General features: G+C 35.8%; 13 protein-coding genes. 11 read left to right on the top strand and 2 right to left on the bottom strand.

Translation table 11 applies throughout. The features are described from left to right. Positions 1-298 precede the first annotated feature (298 nt). Positions 299-1498, bottom strand: coding sequence for a hypothetical protein (locus tag ACWM35_RS10175; RefSeq protein ID WP_454817928.1), 1200 nt, complete (start codon positions 1496-1498; stop codon positions 299-301). Beyond that, the gene (locus ACWM35_RS10170) at positions 1498-3102 is read right to left on the bottom strand and encodes an AAA family ATPase (protein WP_454817926.1); all 1605 of its coding nucleotides are present in this window, start codon (positions 3100-3102) and stop codon (positions 1498-1500) included. Before ACWM35_RS10170 ends, ACWM35_RS10175 begins: the two co-directional genes overlap by 1 nt. 344 nt (positions 3103-3446) lie before the next feature. Between ACWM35_RS10170 and hsdR the strand changes: the two genes are divergently transcribed. From hsdR to ACWM35_RS10115, 11 genes are all read left to right on the top strand, one after another. After that, a complete protein-coding gene (hsdR, locus tag ACWM35_RS10165) occupies positions 3447-6692 on the top strand; it encodes a type I restriction-modification system endonuclease (RefSeq protein ID WP_454817924.1) in 3246 nt (1081 codons plus the stop codon). A gap of 98 nt (positions 6693-6790) precedes the next feature. Further along, complete coding sequence (locus ACWM35_RS10160; protein ID WP_454817922.1) at positions 6791-8260, top strand: N-6 DNA methylase; 1470 nt, start codon at positions 6791-6793, stop codon at positions 8258-8260. Further along, entirely contained in the window at positions 8253-9689 is a 1437-nt protein-coding gene (locus tag ACWM35_RS10155; protein WP_454817920.1) for a restriction endonuclease subunit S, read from the top strand. Before ACWM35_RS10160 ends, ACWM35_RS10155 begins: the two co-directional genes overlap by 8 nt. Positions 9690-10322: 633 nt before the next feature. Then, the gene (locus ACWM35_RS10150; RefSeq protein WP_454817918.1) at positions 10323-10649 is read left to right on the top strand and encodes a pyrophosphohydrolase domain-containing protein; all 327 of its coding nucleotides are present in this window, start codon (positions 10323-10325) and stop codon (positions 10647-10649) included. 76 nt (positions 10650-10725) lie between these two features. Further along, entirely contained in the window at positions 10726-11721 is a 996-nt protein-coding gene (locus ACWM35_RS10145; protein WP_454817916.1) for an HNH endonuclease, read from the top strand. Between the two features lie 208 nt (positions 11722-11929). Beyond that, positions 11930-14329: an AAA family ATPase gene (locus ACWM35_RS10140; RefSeq protein WP_454817913.1), complete on the top strand. Its 2400-nt coding sequence runs from the start codon at positions 11930-11932 to the stop codon at positions 14327-14329. Next, positions 14310-15401, top strand: a complete 1092-nt coding sequence (gene mcrC / locus ACWM35_RS10135; protein WP_454817911.1) for a 5-methylcytosine-specific restriction endonuclease system specificity protein McrC — start codon at positions 14310-14312, stop codon at positions 15399-15401. The genes ACWM35_RS10140 and mcrC overlap by 20 nt, the downstream gene beginning before the upstream one ends. A gap of 158 nt (positions 15402-15559) precedes the next feature. Further along, complete coding sequence (locus ACWM35_RS10130; RefSeq protein ID WP_454817909.1) at positions 15560-19795, top strand: TerD family protein; 4236 nt, start codon at positions 15560-15562, stop codon at positions 19793-19795. A 39-nt stretch (positions 19796-19834) separates the two neighbouring features. Then, positions 19835-21196: a DEAD/DEAH box helicase family protein gene (locus ACWM35_RS10125; RefSeq protein ID WP_454817907.1), complete on the top strand. Its 1362-nt coding sequence runs from the start codon at positions 19835-19837 to the stop codon at positions 21194-21196. Next, positions 21193-21366 (top strand): hypothetical protein, encoded by a 174-nt coding sequence (locus ACWM35_RS10120; protein WP_454817905.1) that lies wholly within the window; start codon positions 21193-21195, stop codon positions 21364-21366. Before ACWM35_RS10125 ends, ACWM35_RS10120 begins: the two co-directional genes overlap by 4 nt. After that, positions 21363-23390: an AAA family ATPase gene (locus ACWM35_RS10115; protein ID WP_454817903.1), complete on the top strand. Its 2028-nt coding sequence runs from the start codon at positions 21363-21365 to the stop codon at positions 23388-23390. Before ACWM35_RS10120 ends, ACWM35_RS10115 begins: the two co-directional genes overlap by 4 nt. Position 23391: the final 1 nt, after the last annotated feature.

Genomic DNA, 23391 nt, shown 5'->3' with positions numbered 1-23391 from the left:
AGGCTTGTTTCAATATGAAAAGGAGAAGTTATGACCACCGAATAGGAATAGCAATCGAGTAACATTTTCGGGTGAAGGTAACTATTTGAAGTAATGGATTCACTGAGGTAATTACAGGTAGGATTAGATGGACTTATTATGTTCAATTCCTATGCAATCCAAAACGAACCAGGTGTTTTCCTAGTTTTTTACACAAAATAGATGGTTTGCAATAACAGATGGAAAAAAGGGGAAAAAATCTTTTGATTTTTCTCCCTTTTTTAAAAATAATTCCTAAATGTTAAATTCTATCTCCAAATTATCCAGCAATAGAGTTTGGCTGAGATGTTGAACAGCCCCAAGCAATAATAGTTTCACATATTTCTACAATATGTGGTTTTATAAAATCTGGTATGTTATTAAAAAGATGATCTTTTATCTTAATTTTGTCTTCTAACATAGTAATAATTATAGGATCTAGACTACTCAATTCTTTTTTTGTCTTTAATTGCTTATCTAATCCATCTTCTAGAACGTTTGTTACAAAGTTATCCATTAAGCTTGTCCCGATTCCTCTAATGATAAAGTCCTCATCATGTAAATTGTCTATTTCATCTACAGTACATGAAATTAGTTCAGGAATTTCCCTAAACATATCTTTATAATATTCCATTTGACTACTATTATTTTTCAACTGCTTTGCTTGTAAACCATCTTTAATGTCTAAATAAAATAATTTTTCATAATGTTCTTTTGATGATTCAATCATCATTAATTTATTAATTAATTCATCTAACGAAGAATTAGAACATAATTCATAAATAGATGGAGGGATTAGGTTTTCTTTCTCCCTAACACTTAAGCCAATTAAATCAGTAACCTTATTTTGTCCAAATCTATTAAAACTGCTTCGTAATCCCTTCAATGTATTTCCAATATCGCCGTGTGGAACCTTCTTGTCACTATCAGCGATAGCTAAGGATATCTGATTTTTATCAATTAATAAATTTTCATAATTTAATCCACTTCGATCTCCACCACCATTTACAAAATCAAATGATAGAGAAAGATTATATGTAGTATGATGTTCCTTTATATATTTTTTTGCTAGTTTAGTATACAATTTATAGTCACTAATATCTTCACATAATAACTTTGTAGGATTAACGCTTAATATATGGCTAAAATAATTCAGTGGAACTTCAAAAACATTGTTTACCCTTTTTAAGGTACAATTGGTATCTTTGACAACTATATAACTGTTAAATAAAGATTGATAAGAACCTAACATGGAAAATCTAGTGAAAATTGAATTATATATTTTTCTAGAACTAAAATCTAATAATTCGAGTTTCATTAAAAATTCTAACGCCGGAAGAGTTGCAAATACTATATGAATACCATGCATTGAAGAAATTGCAAGGTTGTTCAGTGCACTTATTTCATCACTTGATTCTGTTAAATTGTGGATATTGGTTTTAATAAAATCTACTACTGATGTATCAATTTTTATTAACACTAGACTTCCTCCGGGCTAAAGAATCCAAATGGCCATTTTTGTAGAAATCCCTCTTCTGTATATGAAGTGGATTGAATTTTTGTATCATAATTATTTTCAGTATTATCAAGGATTAATATATTTACCATATCTTTATTAATTTCTTCAAAATTCTTTGCAATTAAATAACCAATTCTATTAATAATAGTCTCACTATGAGTTTCAATTATTATACTAATATTTATATCATGGCTTTTGCAAAGTTTTATAATTCTTACGAACGAATCCATTAACATTGCTTGTAAAGCTGGATGTAAGTGCAGTTCAGGTTGTTCTATAACAATATTAATAACTTGATCAAATTGTTGTTCGACATACCAAAACTGTTCAATTTCTGTGTTTTTAATTTTTTTGTTATTGTTATTGGTGCCATTTGCTTGCCAGAGTATTAATAATATTGGAAGTATTTGTGAATAACCAAAACCTGTATCAGCTAGATTAACTTCGTACCCATTTTTATATTGTATTTTTAAAGAGGAATGTCCACTTTCTAAATTTGAACTTATCTTAAACTTGAAATTTTCTAAAAGCCAATTGTCAAAATGAAACTTTTCACTATCATTCATGTTTTGTATTAACATCGGAATATTTTCACCTTGGGGATCAACTTCATCTAGAGAAATCCCTTGAATTCTATAGTATCTTTCAGCACTTGCTCTTAAAGGTGCGATATACTTTACTGAGGAAAAATAGCGTTTAAGATAATTATTGATGGCAGATATTATATTATTTAAATATAATCCTACGTAACTGTTGTTTATTTTTTTAAACATCTCATCATTAATATCTAAATTTCTTACATTATTAATTAAAACTGTCGCTGATGATCTTTTATTTTTTAAGCTATTAAGTATTTCCTTTTGCCCACCAAAATTTATAAATGAAAAATCTTCAATTGTTTCGGCTGTCGTACTTTGATATGCCATATTTTTAAAAAGGGTAAATAATTCTCTCCTAAAATACTCATCTAAAATGGTAAATTTATTTTCATTTACTTGGGAAAATATTTGTGGTATTAAATTGCCAACTTCAGTTTCATTCATAAAAAAGTTATTTTTAATTTCCATATTATTAATTTTCAAGTTTATTGTTTTGTTATTCTTTAGTGATTTGTCAATTTTAATTTCTTGATCTGCACACTTTATATACAGACTCTCAAAATTCTGTTTGTTAAATTCAATGCATAAGTTGCAATTTAGATATTCATGTTTTTGTTTAGTATTTTCATTAGTCAAATAATGATCTGCGTAAAAAAAACCTCTTCTGAAACGAGGTATGTTTAACCTCTTTCGGTTTAACTCGAATTCGAAAGAAAAACTGATTAGTTTGTTTTCACTGGTTCTATTAAGACTCTCCTCGAAACTACCGAAGTCAACATATCTCGAACTATACCAAAGAACAGGCTCATTTATTCTTGTTTCTAGTGTCTGTTTTAGTAAAGGGAAAAATCTCAAAAATGTACTTTTCCCAGAGCTGTTTTTACCAACAAGAACAGTTAATGGTTTTATAGCAATTTCAGATGTATCTTTAAGACTCCTAAGGTTTTTAATTCTAATACTTTTCAAATTTATACCTCCAAGACCATATTTAACCATAAATATTATATCCTAACTTCTTGGTTTAATAGAATAAAGTTGTCTTGAAAATTTAAATTTAATTAAAAATTCCTGGAGAATGTACCAGAAGGTAATAAGACGGCTTAGGTGAATAATTGGATGGTACTACATATCGAAATAGTGTAAATACCTAAAGGATATGACACCAGACTGTTGAGTTATTATCACAGAACGATAAATTCACATCTGGAAAACAATTATGGTTAGCTAAAACTAAAATTGAAAATATTTCCTTAACTGTTGTTGTTGTTGTTATAATAGGAATAAATAACTAGAGTGTGAGGTGCTATTTCTTGTCTGAAAGTAATTTTTCTTTTTTGATAAAAAAGTGGGAAATACTTGCTAACTTAGGGGAAACGGCAGAAAAGAACGTACATATTGATCCAAACATTACTTTGATTAAATTAAGAATGTTTGCAGAAACAATTGTTAAATATGTTTTGGCTTATGAAGAAATTAAGGAAACCTTTGATACAAATCAAGTTGACCGGTTGAACGCTCTTAAACGTGACGAGCTGATATCTGATGATTTACATGAGATGTTCGATACAATTCGCAAAAAAGGGAATAAAGCTGTTCATGAAGCTGGATTCGGAACTGAAAAGGAAGCTAAAACCTTAGTACATATGGCGTTTCGTATTGCAGTATGGTTTATGCAAGTATACGGAGAATGGGACTTTAAAGAACCAGAGTATAGTGAACCTCAAAAATTAGCAACTATAACTGAGGAAGAAATTGAAAAACTTTCACAAACATATGAAGAAAAAGTTTCTCAACTTGAAGCTCAACTCAAAACGTTACGTCAGGAGCAGAGCATTGTTCCAAATGAAGAAAAACTAAAAAGAAAACAGGAATCGAAACGTTTAAGTAAAAATATTAAATTATCCGAAGCAGAAACAAGAATTATTATAGATGAACAGTTAAGACGAGCGGGGTGGGAAGCAGATACAGAAAAACTTCGTTTTGGAAAAGGAACAAGACCAGAAAAGGGTAAAAATTTGGCTATAGCAGAGTGGCCCTTAAAAAAGGGTTTTGCTGACTATGCTTTATTTGTTGGATTAGAATTTATCGGAATTGTTGAAGCGAAAAGAAAAGGTAAAAATATTTTATCGGATATTGAACAAGCGAAGGAATATGCTCGATTAGTGGTTCAACAAGATAATGAGATAATTAATAAGCCCTTTGGCGATTACTTTGTTCCTTTTCTATTCGCCACTAATGGTCGTTCATATTTAAAACAATTAGAGGAAAAATCGGGTATTTGGTTTTTAGACGCTAGAAAACCAACAAATCACCCTCGGGTATTGAAAGCATGGTACTCACCCGAAGGTCTGAAAGAATATTTAAAACATGATATTGATAAAGCGACAGAAGATTTACAAGATGAAACCCTTGATTATTTAAACTTACGCCCATACCAGGAAAGTGCAATTTCATCAGTTGAACATGCACTTTCAAAAGGAAAGAATGAAATTCTACTAGCTATGGCAACTGGGACAGGTAAGACACGTATGGCAATAGGGTTAATATATCGTTTAATAAAGCACAATCGCTTTAAACGAATATTATTCCTCGTGGATCGTTCGGCTCTTGGTCGACAGGCAGAAGCAGCTTTCAAGGATTCTAAACTGGAGAATTTCCATTCCTTTACCGAGATTTTTGAGCTACAAACTCTAGATGACCAAAAGCCCAATCCGGAAACAAAAGTCCAAATTGCTACTGTCCAAGGAATGCTAAAAAGGCTTTTCTATAATGAAAATGATTCATCTATACCAACAGTAGACCAATATGACTGTATTATCGTAGACGAAGCCCATAGAGGATATACCTTGGATAAAGAAATGACAGATGTTGAGCTTGAATTTCGTGATCACAATGATTATGTAAGCAAGTATCGAAAGGTATTGGATTACTTTGATGCTGCAAGAATTGGACTAACTGCTACACCAGCCTTGCATACCGTTGAAATTTTTGGTGAGCCTGTTTACACTTATTCCTATCGTGAAGCTGTAATTGACGGATACTTAATTGACCATGAGCCACCTTACCAATTTGAAACTACTCTTAAAAAAAGTGGAATCAAATGGGAGGGAGGTTCAGAAGTAGAGGTATATGATTCAAGAACAGGTGAAATAGATAAAGAAATACTTGAAGACGAAGTGAATATAGAAGTTACTCAATTTAATAAAACCGTAATAACAGAGAGTTTTAATCGTGTTATTTTGGGTGAATTGGCTAATCATTTAGACCCTTATGGTGAGGGAAAAACACTTATCTTTGCTGCTACTGATGACCATGCTGACATGGTTATTCGCATTTTAAAAGAAGAACTTGAAAATGTACATGGACAAATTGAAGATAACGCTGTGATGAAAATAACTGGTTCTATTAAAGATCCAATCCAAGCAATTAAGCTTTTTAAGAATGAACGTTTGCCCAATATTGTTGTAACAGTAGATTTATTGACTACTGGTGTTGATATTCCGAAAATTGTAAATTTGGTGTTTCTCAGAAGGATTCGTTCAAGAATTTTATATGAGCAAATGTTAGGTAGAGCTACCCGACGAGCTGATGAAATTGGAAAGGACCATTTTTCAATATATGATGCAGTTGGTTTATATGAATCATTAAAACCATATACAAGTATGAAGCCTGTCGTTACAAGCCCTAAAGTTACATTAACTCAATTAGCTGAAGAAATTGACCAACTTGAAAATGAGGAGCATTTAAAACAACATAAGGATCAGTTCGTTGCAAAAATGCAAAGAAGAAAACAACAATGGACTGAAAAAGAACGGGAAGATTTCAAGGTCTTATCTGGTGGCAAAACTATTGAGGAGTTTATTGAAACTATAAAAAATACAAGTGAAAGTCAGATTTCACAAAGACTAAAAAGTAGTCAGGAGTTAATTAACTATATTGATGAAAATAGGGAACGTCCTATTCGTCAGTTAATATCACGTCATGAAGATAAGTTAATTGAAGTAACAAGAGGGTATGGAAATGCAGAAAAGCCAGAGGATTATCTACAGAGTTTTAGTCAATTTGTAAAGGAGAACATGAATCTTATTCCAGCTTTACAAATTGTATGTTCACGTCCTAGTGATTTAACGAGGGAAGAGCTTCGTAAACTTCGTATTGCTTTAGACCAAAAAGGCTATACAGAGAAGAATCTACAAGCTGCATGGCGTGATACTAAAAATGAGGATATAGCTGCAGACATTATTAGTTTCATACGACAACAAGCACTAGGCGATCCACTTATCAGTCATGAAGAACGTATTAAAAATGCCATGAAAAATATCTATTCAATGAAAGCCTGGCCGAAAGTCCAAAAACAATGGTTAGAAAGAATTGAGAAACAGCTGCTCCAAGAATCAATTCTTGATCCAGACCCAGAGCAAGCATTCAACGTCGAACCTTTTAAAAGTAAAGGCGGCTTCAAGCAATTGAATAAAATCTTCCAAGGTGAACTGCCGGATATTGTAAAAAGAATAAATTTCGCTTTATACAAACAAGATGTACAAGAAAAAGCGTAGTTCTTGACCTCTAAAAAAGAGGTCTTCTTTTTTGGGGATTTTGCTATAATGGAAAGGTTAAGTTAAAAGAAGATGTAATTTGTAAAGGAGAAAGCTAAATGGGCAATCAAGACATAGTACAAAAATTATGGAATTTATGTAATGTTTTACGTGATGATGGGATTACCTATCATCAGTATGTTACGGAATTAACGTATTTGCTGTTCCTAAAAATGATGAAAGAAACTGGGAATGAGGATTACATACCTGAACAATTTCGCTGGGATTCATTAACCGATAAACATGGAATCGACTTAAAAAATTACTATAGAAAATTGCTGTTAGACCTGGGCAATGAATCACACGAAATCTTAAAACAAATTTACCTTAATGCTACAACAAATATAGATGAACCAAAAAACCTTGAAAAAATTATCCGTTCTATTGACCAACTAGACTGGTATAGTGCGAAAGAAGAAGGGCTAGGGGATTTGTATGAGGGTTTATTAGAGAAGAACGCTAGCGAAACAAAATCAGGAGCAGGGCAATACTTTACACCACGCCCATTGATTGATGTAATTGTAAAATTAGTTGATCCAAAACCAGGAGAAAGGTGTAATGACCCAGCTGCTGGTACATTCGGTTTTATGATTGCAGCCGATAGACATGTCCGTGAAATGACTGACGATTACTTTGACTTAGGTGAAAAGGAAGCAGAATTTCAAAAGTATAAAGCTTTTTCTGGTGTTGAGTTAGTTAAAGATACTCACCGTCTTGCAATGATGAACGCATTACTACACGACATTCATGGAGAAATCATTCTTGGAGATACCTTATCTGACATTGGTAAAGATTTAAAGGGTTACGAAGTTATTATGACTAATCCCCCGTTCGGTACAAAACAAGGTGGCGAACGCCCTACACGTGATGATTTAACTTTTACTACTACAAATAAGCAGTTGAATTTCTTACAGCATATTTATCGTGCTTTAAAGCCGAATGGGGAAGCTCGTTCAGCAGTTGTCCTACCGGATAATGTGCTATTTGAAGCCGGTACGGGAGCCAAAATTCGTGAAGATTTAATGGACAAATGTAATTTACACACAATTCTCCGGCTTCCTACTGGTATTTTCTATGCTCCAGGTGTTAAAACAAATGTTTTGTTCTTCACTCGTGGCAAGAGTGATAAAGATAATACTAAAGAGGTTTGGGTCTATGATTTAAGAACTAAAATGCCAAGTTTTGGAAAGAGATATCCGTTAACAGAAAAACACTTTGAAGGTTTCTATGTTGCATATAATTCTGAAGATAGAGCTAGTGTAAAAGATGAACGATTCAATATGTTCACACGGGATGAGATTCGTAAGAAGGATAATAGCTTGGATATAGGTTTAATTGCTGATGAAACACTTTCGGTATATGAAAACTTACCGGATCCGATTGATTCAGCAGAAGAAATTATAGTAAAGCTAGAACAAGCTGTGGGTTTGTTGAACAAGGTTGTTGAAGACCTACTTGCAGTTCAGAATGGGAGTAGACTTGAAAAAAGCAAGCCTTCAGAAAGTGTAGAGGTGGGAAGTAATGAGTAAAAAGGTTAAGAAGCAAATGTCAGTTAATGATATAGTTGATCTTGCCTTAGTTCCGAATGAGAAACAGCCCTATGAAATCCCAAAGAACTGGGTTTGGATAAGAAGTGAATATGTTGCTAATTGGGGTTCAGGAGGTACACCTTCACGGAAGCACCCAGAATATTATGGTGGTGAAATTCCTTGGATAAAAACCGGCGATTTAAAAGATTCATTTATTGAAGAAGTCGATGAAAAAATTACGGAACAAGGACTGAAAAATTCTTCTGCAAAATTATTCCCTAAAGGTTCTGTAGCGATTGCAATGTACGGTGCTACAATCGGTAAATTGGGAATCTTTAATTTTAAAGCTGCAACAAACCAGGCATGTGCAGTTGCAACACCTTTAGAAAATACAACAACAAATTTTCTATTTTACTACTTTAAGCAACAGAGAAATAATTTAATCAACATGGGTAAAGGAGGGGCTCAGCCCAATATATCTCAGACAATAATTAAAGACTACCCATTTCCACTTCCACCTCTACAAGAACAATTTCGAATTGCTGAGAAGGTAGAGCATCTTTTAAGTAATATTGAAGAAGCAGAAAAATTAATTGAAGAATCCAAGAAAACATTTGAGATTCGCAGAGCTTCTATTTTAGGTCAAGGACTTCGAGGAAAGCTTACAGAAGAATGGAGAAAACTTAATTCATCAGAATTATCATTCGAAATCAAAATGATAGATGAAATAGGCATTGAGGAAGAACCATTTGTTTTACCAAATGAATGGAGATGGATAAGACTTAGGGAATTATGTTCAGTTTTTTCTGGTAAGGGGTTCAAGAAATCTGAGTACACCGAAACAGGTGTTAGGCTACTTAAAATCCAAAATGTATCATATAGAAAGATTAATTGGGAAGATACTTCTTACTTACCAATGGATTACACCAAAAAAGAAAGTAAATTATTATTGAAAGAAAATGATATTTTAATTGCTCTGAATAGACCGATAACAAATAATAAGTTAAAGGTTGGCATAATAAATAATGCTGATCTTCCAGCAATTTTGTATCAAAGAGTTGGGTGCTTAAGACCAATTGCAAATCACATAAATATTGATTATTTATATTTAGTCTTAACTTCAAGTTATTTTCTTGGAGAAGTTCAAAAGAGGTTAATGGGTTCAGATCAACCTTATATAAATTTGCCAGATTTAATGGATATACCAATTCCTGTTATGGATAAAAAAGAACAAACACACCTAATAAATATTATTAATAATATTCTCATTAAAGAAACAGAAGCTTTGGAACACTTAAATGAAATTGTAAACATTGATTCTTTAAAGCAAGCAATTCTTCATAAAGCTTTTAAAGGAGAGCTTGGTACTAATGAACCTTCAGAAGAAAGTGCTATTGAATTATTGAAGGAAATATTACAACCAAAATAATCGTAATTTTAGCACCCCTTTGAGGTGCTTTTCTTTTTAGGTATACAAATATTAACCTTAGTGGTTCCTACTATGTTTTTTCTTTTACAAATAGCCCACTTTAACTTTCGGTGAAGTTCGTTTGACGGCTTGCCGTTTATTATTGAATTTCCTTTCGGTAATCAATACATACCTTTACTTTTAATTCTTTAAGTAATTTAGAATATTCTTACCTAAAATCTCTTGATAAATATAAATTATTATACGATAATTAGACTGTCGTGATTAAGAGTGAAACTGTCGAGAACTTCGCAAAAAGACTAGCGAGGTACACGTTAGAAACGTTGATATAACAGGATTTGTAGACGGCTGAATGGGGTACTGGTGTCCTCCATAGTCTTCAAAACTGCTTGAGACCTGCTGTGTAAGTTCTGGTTCCAAGTAACTCCCTAAAAATGAACAATTAATTCTAAATTGGACTAATTAGTTCGTGCTCACTTATGGATTTATTAAGTGAGTTTTTTTATTTGCGAAATATACAGTAGCATTCCTCAAATTAAAGTAAATTGAGGAATGCTAGTACAATTTCTATAAAAAATTATCTACTATCGATATAATACAAATATATGCATATTTTGGAGGAGGTACCTAACATTGCCAATTTACAATAAGCTAGTCCGTGACCGAATACCACATGTCATCGAAAACACCGGAAAAAATTATTCAACAAGAATACTAGACCAACAAGAATACATAAATGAGCTAAAGAAAAAAAGCCATGAAGAACTACAAGAATACATAAGTGCCAATAATGATGAGAATGCCATTGAGGAACTGGCTGATCTCCTTGAAATCATTCATACCTTAGCTAAATACCATGGAGCCACTTTTGAAAAGGTGGAGAAAGTAAGAAAGGAAAAGTTAGAAAAGCGCGGCGGCTTCGAAGAAAGAATTTTCTTAATAGAAGTGGAAGATGATTAACGCCTACTATAGTAAAATGGTAGGGAATTGTTAAAATTAGAGATACTAACCCAATTGTAATGCAGGTGAAGGTTCCATGAGCCATAAGCTACAAGTAGGAGAAATGAAAGCGACCTATTTAACTGATAAGGAAATATGGTCACATTTTAATTTCATTTTTTCTTCAAAATCAAAAAATTCTACAACCTATAAGTTTGTTTTGATTAAATCCATTCTTGAAAACTTATACAACGTAAATGAAAAGCTGGAGTTGAATTATTCAGTTGTTTTTTCAAGTTTTGCGAAGATCTACTGGAATTTGGTTATCCATCATGATCTTAATCAAATTAATATGACCGATAAAAAAGCCGAAGTACAAAAAATCCTTCTCGATGTTCAGGTAAAGAAACAAATACCGAGAACTCTCGTCTTTGATAAGCTTTCGAGTGAATTGCAGGTGGAGATTATCACGAAAGTGAAGAAGCGTTGCAAACTGAATGTTATGGGAGCCATTTACGGTGATACCGGTTGCACGATTTATGATTTTGATAATGCAAAGGAGTATGTAAGACTGAATCCAACTTTTTACTCGTTTATGCAGCGGTTTCAACGAGTGTTGAATTATTTAACCAACTATCATCTTGCCTTATTTTTAGAAAAGTTTAATCAAGAGGGAGATACGACAAATCTCCTTTTAAAGGTAGAAAATGTTTCGAAGCGGTCTTCGTTAGATCAGTTTTACCAGGTGCTTGCATCCTTCTACAGTGGGAAATGCTTTTATTGCGGGAAGAAAGTTAAGAAAGAGAACGCTCATGTGGATCACTTCATTCCTTGGAGTTTTGTTCAAGCAGATCAACTATGGAACTTAGTAATTGCCTGCAGCGCTTGCAACTTATCCAAAAATGATAAATTAGCGGATAAAGTTTTCCTAGAAACTGTCATCGATCGAAATGATAATCTCATCACGATACCCGAGCTTCGGAATAGAGAGGACATGAAAGTCTATACCAGTAAGAAGCTGGTAGACTTGTATCATTACTCGGTTGAAAATGGGTTTACGGATATTTGGGTGCCTAAGAATAGGATCGTATAATGAAATTTAAGGATCATGATAATGCATAATAGGTTTTATATGTCCCACTTTAATGAAATTTGCTTATTTACTTTAGAAGAGTAGCCAATCCAGGCTTACTCTATTTTTTTGGTTTATTTTAAGGATATAATTGGCTAATACAAGTAAATATATTTGAATTGAGAATATGCATGGTTTTTACATAATGATTAAGGGGGAATGTGACAGCATGATTGATTTGGAAAAGATAAAAGCTGTCCTAGTAGATTACAAAAGAGATTTCGTTTCCAAGCAGTGGGTCAACGAGCGTTATAAATGGGAAGCTGTAAAGCACTTCCAAGATCACTGGGATATCAAAGCTCCTAACTTTGCGGAGATGTTTATGAAAGCAACTGATAAAACCTTTAACCTGCTTGCCTCCATGAACAACTTTCCCAGAGGAATGATCCAACAATTTGCTTCTGTGGATCCTGAGGCTACTAGAGCCATGTTTATTAATCTTTTTGATGAAACAAAGGATTTTGCAGAACGAGTGGAAAAATTTCAGTCCGATGCGGAATTATTGCGGTCAAAATATGATGATGGCACTTGGAAGCAGCACTATCAGAATCCAAATTCTATCAGTACCTACTTATGGCTTCGTTATCCGGATACATACTATATTTACAAATACTCCGAGTGTCGTGCCGTTGCTAAAGAATTGGACAGTGAATTCGTACCAAAAAAAGGGGCATCTTCTGCTAACCTAGTAGGTGGATTTAAGCTGTATAATGAAATTTGTGAACAACTGGCTGCAGATGAAGAGCTAATTGGGTTGCTGCATTCTGTACTGACTGAAAACTGTTACCCAGATGAAAATCTGAAAACATTGACGATTGATGTTGGTTTTTACATCAGTCGGAATTATTCTAAAAAGTCTGTAGAAACCACCGCTCAGTGGTTCCCAACGGAATACAGCCCCAACATTTCAACTAAAACATGGTTGTCCCTTCTTGCGGATGAAACGGTGTTCACGAATAATAGTCTTGAAATTATGAAGCGGATGAAAGACTATGGCGGTATGGCTACCTGCAAACAACTTTCTATCAAGTACGGAGAGAATTATAACTTTTATAATTCAGGTTCTTCATCCCTCGCAAGACGCGTGGCTGAGAAAACAGGATGTCCGGTTTTAACAACTAATAACGACAATTCAAGATGGTGGCCAATTCTTTATGTTGGCAAGGATGCAGATAAAAACACAGAAGGAAACTATATCTGGAAATTGCGCGAGGAATTGAGTCAAGCACTGGACCAATTTGACTTTTCAAAGATTCCGCTTTACGCCGATGAAACATCTACCATGGGTGATAAAATCGGATATTGGTGGCTAAATGCCAGACCGAAAATTTGGAGCTTTTCAGATATTGGTATCGGTGAAACACAAAGTTATACGTTGTATAACGAAAATGGCAATAAACGCAAGATCTTCCAGAACTTTTTGGATGCAAAGGCCGATGATTTTGTTATTGGATATGAATCCAACCCTACAAAACAGGTTGTAGCACTTGCGAAAGTAGCGAAGGAAAATGACGGAGAGAATCTCTATATTGAAAAAGTGGAGGGCCTTGCAATTCCTATTGATTATGCAACATTAAAGAGTTTTCCTGAGCTGGAGCGCATGGAATTCTTCACCAATCCGAATGGCACTCTATTTAAGCTGACCAAGGGTGAATATGAATTTATCATGGATGTAATCCGTGAAGAAAATCCTGTCGAACAGAAAGAAATGTTAGAACTTTACACCAAAGAAAGATTTTTGGAAGAAGTCTATATGACTGGTGGACGCTTTGATACACTGGTCTCATTGCTGAAGAATAAGCAGAACCTAATTTTGCAAGGTGCTCCGGGAGTTGGAAAGACCTTTGCAGCAAAGCGTCTAGCTTATGCCATGATGAAGGAGAAAGACGATAGCCGCATTGAATTTATTCAGTTTCACCAGAACTATTCCTACGAGGACTTCATTATGGGCTATAAGCCGCAGGGGGAAGGATTCGAATTGAAAAACGGTATTTTCTATCGTTTTTGCCAAAAGGCGGCGAATATGCCGAACAAACCATTTTTCTTTATCATCGATGAAATCAACCGTGGCAACATGAGTAAAATTTTCGGTGAGCTGCTCATGCTGATTGAAAAAGACTACCGTGGTACAAAGGCAACGCTTGCCTATAACGGGATGCCCTTTACTGTTCCAAAGAATTTGTACATCATCGGCATGATGAACACGGCTGACCGAAGTCTTGCACTGATTGATTATGCTTTGCGACGCCGTTTCAGTTTCTTCGAAATGGAACCGGGATTTAATTCTGATGGTTTTAAAGCATATCAAGCGGAAATTGACAATGATACTTTCAATACTCTGATAGAGCGAATTAAAGAACTTAATAGGGAAATCGTTGCAGATAATTCTCTTGGAAAGGGCTTCTGTATTGGTCATAGCTATTTCTTAAGAATGGAAGAATGCACTGATGAATGGATGAAGGAAGTTGTTGAATACGAAATTCTTCCGATGCTAAGTGAGTATTGGTTCGATGAACCGTCTAAACTTCAGCGTTGGGAGAACATACTTCATGGTGTTTTCAGTGACTAATGATAAGGGAATTCACATCAAAAACATTTATTACATGCTTACATATGCTTTTCAGGTGTTGAAACAATCAAACTACGATGAAATCGCGTCAGAAGAATTTGAGAATATACAAGATTTGTTAGCTGCCATTCTTGCTAAAGGCATTGCCAAGCAGCTAAAGCAGGGGCTGTACCGAGAATATATTACGGAATGTGATAACCTTTCAGTCATGCGAGGGAAACTGAATATTCACGGTACAATCCATAATAAGCTACAGCGAAAACAAAAGCTCACCTGTGAATATGATGAGCTGTCCGAAAACAATGTGTTTAATCAGATATTGAAGACAACAGCTATCATCCTTATAAGGCAATCTACTTTAAGCATCAAACGTAGGACCGCTTTGAAAAAATTAATGCTATTCTTTAATGGTGTTGATAGAATTGAGCCGTCCTACATCAAATGGAATAAGTTGCAGTATCAGCGAAGCAACCAGACCTATAAAATGTTGCTCAATATTTGCTATTTTGTTCTGGAAGGACTATTGCTGTCTACTGATAAAGGTGAGTATAGAATGGCTACCTTCTTGGATGATCAACATATGTCACGTTTATATGAGAAGTTTGTTTTGGAGTATTACCGATACCATCATCCCTACTTGCGTGCAACAGCTTCACAGGTGGCTTGGAACCTTGACGATGGCGTGGTTGATTTTCTACCGATTATGCAGACGGATATCATACTCCGGTATGGTGAAATAATCCTTATCATTGATACTAAGTATTATGCACAAACCATGCAGGTTCAGGGCAGGTATGATAGCCGAACTCTCCATTCTAATAATTTGTATCAGATTTTTACATACGTAAAAAATCAGGATGTGGGTAATACCGGAAATGTGGCAGGTATGTTGCTTTATGCCAAAACAGAAGAAACAATTACGCCAGACTGTGATTTCATGATGGGCGGAAATAAAATCAGTGTAAAAACACTTGATTTGAATATTTCTTTCAATAATATCGCCTCACAACTGGATAGAATTGCAGAATCGTATTTTGGAGAATTCATAAAGCAAGAATCGAATATCAAATGAAAAGGCAGAATTCCTGCCTTTTTTTGTTGTTTTTGGAAGGGAATTTCAAAAATAAGCAATTTTGCATCATTTAGGGTAAAATATATGGTAAAGTTTTATTATATTAAGAAAATTTGTATGCCGTTTGTAACGCGTTGTCCTTGAAGGAGTGGTATAAAATGGTCTTATCCTTGATAAAAGGCCAAAAAATCGATCTGACAAAGAATAATCCGGATACTCAATTATTATCTGTTGGCTTGAATTGGCAGGCACCTGGGAATCTGGATATTGATGTTTCTGCCTTTATGGTTGGGCAGGATGAGAAAATCGTAAGTGAAGAAGATTTTGTTTTTTATGGACAGCCTAGCTCAAGCAATGGTTCTGTTGTGATAGAGGAGTCGATCACTACAAATGAAAAACAAAATTTCCTTGTTGATCTTCTACATGTACCAGAAGAAGTTCAAAAAATCATCTTTACCCTTTCGATTTATGAATCTGATTTTAATGGCCATACCTTTGAAGAAGTATCGGCTATTCAATTACGAATTTTAAATAAGCAAACCCTTGAGGAAGTAGCCGCATTTCCTATTCAATACTCCTTCACGAAAGAGAGTGCGATTGTCCTAGGTGCAATCTATCGATATTCCGGTGAATGGAAATTCCAAGCGATTGGAGCCGGGTTCTTTGGTGGCCTTGCTGATCTTTGTAAAAATTATGGTGTTGAAGTTGATGATCAACCAACCGAGGAAGCCCTAATTGAACTGGAGACAAATGATACCCAAGAACCTGTCAATCAGACAATTGAGGCAGTTCAAGAAGATGATATAGTCGAAGAGGAAATACCAAATCCTCCAGAAGAGTACATACCGCTTAACGAAGCTCAGCAAGTTCCAATAAGTGAACATACCATCGATCCAGTAGTGGATCAAAGTTCAATGAGTAAAGCTAAAATACAACCAATCGAAGCACAAGATTCATCAAGTGAGCATACCTTTGAACCAGTGATGCAGCAAGATCCAATCAGCGTACCTGAAATAGAACCAGAAGCGCAGCCAATTGATCATCCTATCTATCAGTTTGAGGAGAAACAACCAGCTGCTGTTCCAGTTACAACCGTAACATCAGAGAATCAAACCATGAAGGATTACATCGAAATACCAGAAATTATTCATGATTTAACAGAAATACATAGTGAAAATGTATCAACCCTGACTACGAATAGCACGATCATGGAGAATAAAATTTCTCTAGATTATCTTAGAGAAGTTTATAGAACCGATCGTACTCGATTTATCAATTTGGTGGACGAATTATCTCTTAGGGGCTTTCGATTTATCACCGATAAGCCTACCAATATTTTACCAACATTCTCACCACAACTTGCACCTTACGTGGAAGTGAAAGAGGAGAATACACGTTTTACCCAAATGAATTTCAGCACCCTTGGTCTTGGGGAATTCATTAACCGATTTCATGTCGACAATGATTTGTTTTTTCATAAAACTCCACTAAATGGTTTCAACTATATGAACGCCAATATGGACTTGAATAATTTAGCCGAAGAGTTTTTGAAAGCTGGTTTTGGCATTATTCATACGGATGCAGCCCAGGAGCATGCGACCGAAGATGAGGTAGGACCAAAAGAAGAAGAGACCACAGAAGTTACTCCTGGTAATGATTTCGAAGAGTTAAGGAATACCACCGCGATTGTTCAATTATTTGAAGACAACAAGTATAAGATTTTCAGAAGATTTTGTGAGAGAAAACAATTAATGTTTATTGCTGATATTACACCTGATGTATTGGAAAAATTCAAGCGTACTCCTGGTGTTGGGATCGGAAAGGTTCGGGCAGTGGATGAGCGCTTAGAAGAATTCCAACGCTTAGGAGAGCATCTTTTACCTGATCAATCTCAACCTCTTGATCCAGAAGCGCCAGCAATCGAGTTAACCAATAAATATGCCGGTGATAAGGAAATTTCGCAGCTGTTTTATGAAAATGGCTATAATAAGTTTCGAAATTTCTGCGAGGACAAAGGCGTTAAAATCGTTGGCCAATTAAAGCAAAAGCATATCGATGAATTCACGAGAAGTCCTGGAATCGGCAGGAAAAAGGTACAGGATGTTTTAGAACTCCTTGTGACCTACGCGAAATCAGCGGCTGATTTCATTCCTGCAAAATTTGAAGCAGGAGAATTGTTTGAGTCCATAAAAAAATGGCATGTTTCATCGCTGTTAAAACTTTTTGGTTATCAAACAATATCCAATAGTTCGTTAAAATTAGAAGATATCCAAGGAAAAGATTTTGAGATTTTTGAAGGGGAATGGGATGTTCGGTCCCTCATCGAATTCTCGAATAAGCTAAACTCTTTAAAGCATCCAAAAACACTGGCAGAGGGAATACCAGCGGTTATTAAAGAACAAGAAATGGCCGTGATCCAAGGTAGATTCGTTAAAAAATGGACCTTAGAAGAAACCGGACAATCCTTAGGGGTTACCAGGGAACGGGTGCGCCAAATTGAAGCGAAGGCGATCCAGAAGATTTTTAACTATTTAAAATTCAATCAATTTCGTCTCATTGTTAAGCTATTGTCGCATGCGCAAATCCTAATCCCGGAAGATGAAGTTCTAGACTTAATTGGCGAGGAGAACTCCTATCTTCTCGAAGTATTAAAGGATAAGAAAAGTATTTTTGCTTATTTTGATAAAATGGGTGTTTTTTGCACGGACCCAGAGGAATGTCAAAATTTCAATGAAATTGTAGAAGAGTATATTTTTGATTTACCAGAGATATTTAATTCGATTGAGTATCAATCGTTTTTCGAAGAAATGCTGGAAAAAGTGGGAGTAAAGGAACCATCCGATCATATGATCCAGAAGGTTCTTGAAAGCTATGGGTTTAAACACTATGGAGAACTTTACTCGAGGAGAAAGCTCCATATTCCCGATGTACTAGAGAATTTGTTTCGGAATTACATTCACCAGCCGCTGCGAATTGATGAAAATTCCATTGAGCAATTGAAAAAGTTGGCATTGGAACATTATCACTATTCGCTGGAAGGCTCTGTTCGTTCCATTGATGCCCGTCTAAGAGATACAAGCAATATGATCTTAGTGGAAAGTAACACGTATCAATGGTTTGATAGTGAAGAGTTCGATCAAACCATTGTTTCATTGGTGGATGCTTACTTAAAACAACGATTTTTAGAGGTAAATGTTATTAATATTGATGAAGTATATCATGCCTTTGAAGATCAGCTTAAACATTACGGGATTACCAGTAAGCTGCAGTTGTATTCGATAATCAAATATTTCCTAGATGATGAGTATAGCATTGGGAAAGGAAACACGTTAAATTTCTACCAAAAAGATGCTGAAAAGACCGATCGGAAAGAGACGATTGTCGAAGCGATTCGGAATCTGGGAGGTACATGCTCGAAGGATGAATTAAAAGAGCTTCTCCGAGTTCCGATGTATCGCATTGATCAATCCATATCTGCTTCTGAAAAGTTAATTCCTTGGGGTACGAATCAGATTAAATTATTTGAGTCGATCGGGTTAACAAACGAGGAAACGGATGGGTTGATCTCTTTAGTGAACCGCTCTCTTAAGGAAGGATACACAACGGCGGGTATCTTATATAAGGAGCTTATGTTTGATCGAAACCTTGCTGGACTCATTGGCAAAGGGATTGATACCAATGCCAAACTTGCGGCTGTGATTAAAAAACTGATGCCAACCTTAAAGGGTCATGTTAATTTTCTCTATGAGGAAGGCAGTCAGATTACCAGCTTTGATGAGGTGATCCTCTCTCACTTTAACGATGGAGCTTCCAGAAAAGAAATTCATGATTTTGCCAAGGAGCATGGATATAGTGAAGTCATGGCTTCCAATCTCATTGGCAGTCTTTTAGAACAAGAATTATTGATTGAAGTGGATATCGATTTGCTTTACCCAGCCCGTGAATTCCATATTCCTGATGAGGTAGTCCAAGCTTTAACCACTTTTATCGAAGAGCATAGGCAAGGAAAAAGATATATCTCTTTGAATCAGCTGAAAGGATACAAGCGGAAACTGCCTGTCATTGCATTTAGATGGAATCCATTTTTGATGCGAAGCATTTTAGTGAAGCATGGATTCAGACAGATTCAAAAAATTCATCGGGATTACCGTTATGACAAGATTCTTCTTGTCAAAGAGGATTCCGAAATACAAACCTTCGAGGAACTTGTCTACTTCGTATTAAAAGAAGAATATGAAGGAAATATGCATGAAGTGAAGGTTTATGATTTCTTAGTGGATAAAGGGATCGTACGTGAACAGGATTCTGATTATGATAAATCACTGCCTAGTGAAATCAAAGATAGTGGAAAATTGATATCCGTGAACACTATTGGAATTGTCACCTTAAATTAGACTATCCTAATTTCCTAAAAGGCAGAAGGAGGTAAGGGGTTGTCATTTCCCAATCAAGTAAAACCTAGACCCTACCAGCAGGAAGCCATCAATGCCGTGATTCAAAATAACTGGTGCGGCATTCTGGAGATGGCAACCGGAACAGGAAAGACGATTACGAGCTTACTGATATCGGAAGAATTTTTTAAAGAGAGAGGCAGAATCTTTCTGGTTATTCTTGTTCCGTTCACCCATTTGGTGGAGCAGTGGGAAAAAAATTGCCATGATATGGGCTATCGAACGATAACCAATTGCTTTGGCAATAAAAAGTCATGGGTGAATAAGCTTCAAACCGAAGTCCGTGATTTCAATCTTGGATTGATAGAGAAGCATGTCGCCATCACGACCTATAAAACGGCAGCATCGGATGAGTTTAATGACTTGATTTCAAGGATTAGGGGGAAGAGCTTTCTGATTTCCGATGAGTGTCACTATTTCGGGATGAGAAGCTTGAGGCAAAACAAACTCGGAAACATCGAGGCAAAGCTTGGTTTGTCTGCAACACCTGACCGCTGGTGGGATGAGCAGGGTTCTCAATATATAACCGATTTCTTTGGCGAGACCGTCTATGAATATGATATGGCAAGTGCCATTGCTAACGGGGCGCTCACGGAATATATTTATCATCCTCTAACAATCGACTTGACAGATGATGAGTTAGACAGGTATGAAAAACTTACAAAGAGGCTGATTTATCTCTACGGGAATAAAAAGGACAATAAAGAAGAAATTAGTGAGGTCAATCGGAAACGAAGTCTCATTATTAGTAAGGCGGAACAAAAAAAAGACGTGCTCTTTTCCATCTTTGCGGATAAAATGCGGGATGAGGTGTCCCATACCCTTGTTTATTGCGCTCCCGGTGAGGTTGAATTGATTACGAAAAATCTAGCAGATTTAGGCTACCGGGTTCATCGTTTTGATTCAGAAGTACCACTTGCCGAGCGAATGAAAATTCTTGAGGCATTTGATCAAGGTGATATCCAAATCTTGGTGGCGATAAAATGTTTAGATGAGGGTGTGGATGTGCCTAGTACGAAGGTTGCCTATTTTCTTGCCAGTACATCGAATCCGCGTGAATTTGTACAGCGCCGCGGACGTATTTTACGAAAATATCCTGGCAAAAACCTAGCCGTCATCTATGACTTTATTGTTCTCCCATCGGAGGCAAATGACCAGATGTATAAGTCAATTGCTTCCAAAGAACTCCCTAGGTTTGCGGAGTTTTCACGATTTGCGATCAACAATTTTAAAGCACGAGAACTGGTAGGGAATAAACTAAAACCTTACTCTCTTGAATACTTGATGGACAAGCTTCCATGGGATGTATACAGAGAATTTCAGCAGATGGAGGTATTGGAATGAAAATCAATAAAGACTTAAATGAAAAAATCCAACAGTTTCCCAAGGATCTTTCTTATTTGGCCCGAATTTTATTAGCAGAAATTGAATCAGGCAAAAAGTCTCATTCGCAAATAGAAGAGTTAATCCGACGGGAAATTAGAGAGATTGTATTGGAGGAAATGGGCGAATGAAATTACTCGAAATATCCTTATATAATTTCCGTCAATTTTATGGGCAGCAGAAGATTGAATTCGCAAAGGGTTCTCAGAACATCACGATTATATTCGGGGAGAACGGGAAAGGGAAGACGGGTATTTTTCGCGCCTTGATGTTTGGTTTATATGGCAGTACCCATATCCAGCAAGATAACCCAAGAGAGGTGATTCACCTCGTCAACTTCATTGCCTTGGATGAAAATGAAAATATCCCGGTCGATGCCCATGTTGAGGTCCTTTTTGAGGCGAACAACCAAACATACCGAATGAAGAGAACGCTTCAGGGGATTAAAACGAACGAGAAAATTACCGAACGCATCCTAAATGCAGAACTGACCACGATTGATGAACACGGGAATTATTCGGCGGATCCAATCACCGATCCCATTCAAATTAAAAGCGTCATGAATGAGATTCTTCATGAAAGCATTAAGGATTTCTTCCTTTTTGATGCCGAGAAAATTGAAACGCTCGCTAAAACGGATGCTAGGGTGAAAGAGGAAGTAAAAACAGGGATTGTTAAGCTTTTACAAATCGATAAGCTGGATGAATCGATCCAGCTATTAAAGCGGCTTTATTCTTCCGAAAAGAAAAGAGTTCTTCAAAGCTCACAGCATCTGGATTTAAACCGGAAAGAAAATGAGATCCAAACTTTAAGTCAGGAAATCTCTGATCTTGAGGAACGAATTGTTTTAAAAGAGGAGAACAAAATTTCATGCGAACGCGAAATTGTCGATATTAAAGAACGGTTGGCTGAGAATGAAGAGGTTCGCCAAATTCAAGAAAAGTATGAGCATGAAAAGGAAATGAAAAATCAAGAAGTCAAACTGGCTGGTGCTAAAAAAGACGAAATGAAACGACAGCTCCTCCAAAACGGATACCAGTTCATTTTGAAGGATACCTATCTTTATGTGAAATCATATTTGGAACAAATCTTGGTGGACCAAAGGGACTTAATTCCTTTTGAGGTTATTGAAAAATCGCTTAATGACTTTGTTTGTGCCTGCTGCAGCAGCGATTTGCGGGAAAATCCGGAATACTTACGACATATTGAACAATTAAAAACCAACTTTAAGCGTTCAGAATTAACCCCGCTGATTTCGTTAATCACTTCCAGCATTCACGATTTTGGTTTGGAAGAGGAAGAAATTTTAAGCAAAATCGCGAAAAATCTAAAAGAGTTCCGTGATATTAAGACCAACATCGAGGAATTCAACAAACAGCTCCAAGGCTACAAAGATGAAATCAACACCAAGGCTCAGGAGCAGGAGAACTTGAAAAATCTCGAAGCAACCCTAAAGGATAAAGAGAAATTCTTACATAATCTCGGTGTGGAGATTGAAGGGGCTAAGCTTCAAATTAAAGAAAAAGAAAAGGACAAAGACGCCCTTGAAAAGGAATTCAGCCGTTTGCTTCGTGCCAACGAAAGCTTACAAGTTGATTCCAAGGTTCTGGAATATATGGATGCTTTAAAGGAACAATTTGAAACAGTCTTTAAAGAATACAGCGATGAAATGCGCTTGAAATTGACGACCGAAGCTACAGCCATCTTTAAAGAATTAATTGACCGCAAAGACAAGAATCTTATTAATCGAATCAATATCAATGAAAAATATGAAATTGATATTATTGGCTGGGATCAAATCAATATTACCCAGGATATTTCACAAGGTCAAAGACAGGTGGTGGCCTTATCCTTTATCACCGCTTTGGCAAAAGTGGCATCAGGCGGATCCGAGGACATCAATTTCCCATTATTCATGGATACCCCATTTGGCCGAATCAGTGGAAATAACCGTGATCATTTGATTGATCATATTCCGAACCTTACTTCTCAATGGATTCTGCTCTTAACAGATACAGAATTATCAAAAACGGAAGAAATGCGTTTTAAAAGCACCAATAAGCTTGGTAAATGGTACAAGCTGGAGCAAATCACAACAGGGCGTTCTGAAATTGTTCCAATGGAACTGAATGACGCTATTGCTACAAGGGGGTAAA

This window comes from Neobacillus sp. K501 (assembly GCF_053749995.1).
This window is presented reverse-complemented; position numbering and strand designations above follow the sequence as displayed.